Origin of the sequence: Bacillus sp. SH7-1, assembly GCF_008042405.1 — a bacterium.
Lineage (GTDB): Bacteria > Bacillota > Bacilli > Bacillales > Bacillaceae_G > Bacillus_A > Bacillus_A thuringiensis_N.
On the sequence record NZ_QNUD01000077.1, the window covers coordinates 1 to 1,533 of the forward strand.

Here is a 1,533-nt window from a genome sequence, read left to right on the forward strand (position 1 = left end):
CTATTATATAGAAGGTGGTGGGTGATATGGAGTGAAACAAAAACACGAGTTAGCTCAAGAAGATTACATGCAAGGTATGAAGTATAAAGAACTGGCTGAGAAATACGAGGTCAGTATTAATACAATTAAGTCCTGGAGAAAAAGGCATGGTTGGAATCGAAAAGGGGTGCACCCAAAAGATGAAAAAGGATGCACCCAAACCAAGAAAACAGGTGCACCCATTGGTAATAAGAATGCAGTGGGTAATTCGGGTAACAAGAACCCTAAATGGGGTAATAAGAATGCTCTAGGGCATGGCCCACCAAAAGGAAACCATAACGCTATGACGCATGGATTGTTTAGGAAGATAATCCCGAGTGACGATCCGCATGCAATGGAATTGCTAGATGAAATACAAAACCATACTGAATTAGATATACTATTCCACTCTATTCAACTGCAATACTTCAATATCCTTAATTCACAACGTATTATGCATGTTCGCAATCAAAACGATATGTCAAAAGAGATGATTAGCGAATCACTGAATGGAGACGCGTACACAGTGCAGTTTGCATGGGATAAACAAGCTAATTTACTTACAGCTTATTCGCGCGCTATGACAGCGTTATCCTCTATGATTGAGAGGTTCGATAAGTTAGCAAATGCTGATGATGAGAGACGATTGAAGTTAGAGCAGATGAAAGTTAACATTGAAAAAACAAAAGCTGACACTGCACGTATTAAGGGGGAAGATGGCGATGAGTACGAAGATGATGGTTTCAAAGAAGCGCTAGAAGGCAAGGTAGAGGAAGTGTGGGATGGCCATGACGACGATTCCGAAGCGTAAAAAGAAACCTGCTCCATTCAAATTTAAGCCATTCTCCAAAAAGCAGCTGAAGGTATTAACCTGGTGGAAGCCTAACAGTCCCGTTAAAGATTATGACGGGATTATTTGCGATGGTTCTATTCGTGCGGGAAAAACAGTATCGATGGCTCTTTCCTATGTTATGTGGGCAATGGAATCATTTGAAGGTGAGAACTTTGGTATGTGTGGTAAAACGATTGGATCACACCGTCGTAACGTTATAACGCCACTTAAAAAGATGCTGAAGTCACGCGGGTATAGGGTTAAAGATCATAGAAGTGAGAATATGCTTACCGTTACTAAAGATAGTGTAACAAACTTCTTTTATATTTTTGGTGGTAAAGATGAAAGTTCCCAGGATTTGATCCAAGGAATCACTGCCGCTGGCATGTTTTTTGATGAAGTGGCACTTATGGTACAAAGTTTCGTTAACCAAGCAACAGGCCGTTTGTCTGTAACTGGTTCAAAAATGTGGTTCAACTGTAATCCGGCAGGCCCGTATCACTGGTTTAAAGAGAAGTGGTTGGATCAAAAGAAAGAAAAGAATCTACTGCACCTTAAATTCTCCATGGATGATAATTTGTCATTAGATGAGAAGACGAAAAGAAGATATCATCGCATGTATAGTGGCGTATTCTATCGTAGATATATCAAAGGTGAATGGGCAGCTGCTTCTGGACTTATAT

Annotated in this window: 2 protein-coding genes; both read left to right on the forward strand. The window is 40.2% G+C overall.

The window, feature by feature from the left end:
* Positions 1–31: 31 nt before the first annotated feature.
* Complete coding sequence (gene terS, locus DN390_RS30455) at positions 32–829, forward strand: phage terminase small subunit (protein ID WP_147808622.1); 798 nt, start codon at positions 32–34, stop codon at positions 827–829.
* Positions 801–1,533: PBSX family phage terminase large subunit (locus DN390_RS30460; RefSeq protein WP_147809357.1), on the forward strand; the 733-nt coding region annotated here is incomplete at its 3' end. The genes terS and DN390_RS30460, both read left to right, overlap by 29 nt.